Source organism: Flagellimonas lutimaris, assembly GCF_051494225.1.
In the GTDB taxonomy this organism is placed as follows: domain Bacteria; phylum Bacteroidota; class Bacteroidia; order Flavobacteriales; family Flavobacteriaceae; genus Flagellimonas; species Flagellimonas lutimaris_A.
Map to the genome: position 1 here is coordinate 1 of NZ_JBNPYE010000040.1, position 309 is coordinate 309.

Below are 309 nucleotides of genomic sequence, written 5' to 3' on the forward strand. Positions count from 1 at the left end.
TCACGGACGGCAACTATTTCGACGCGCCCAACGGGGGCGGCAACGCCCTGCCAGTGGGATACGTGGTGGACAGCACCATGACCGTCTACGTCTACAGCGAGACCGGCACCACACCGAACTGCTCCGCCGAGAGCAACTTCACCGTGACCATCAACAACACCCCGCCGGTGGACGCCCCCGACGACGTCACCGCATGTGACTCCTACGCACTGCCCCCACTCACGGACGGCAACTATTTCGACGCGCCCAACGGGGGCGGCAACGCCCTGCCAGTGGGATACGTGGTGGACAGCACCATGACCGTCTACG

Annotated in this window: 1 protein-coding gene; it reads left to right on the forward strand. The window is 64.7% G+C overall.

The window, feature by feature from the left end; all coding sequences use genetic code 11:
* A partial coding sequence (locus ACQQ5U_RS19450; RefSeq protein WP_437400130.1) for a hypothetical protein occupies window positions 1–309 on the forward strand: 309 nt, incomplete at both ends.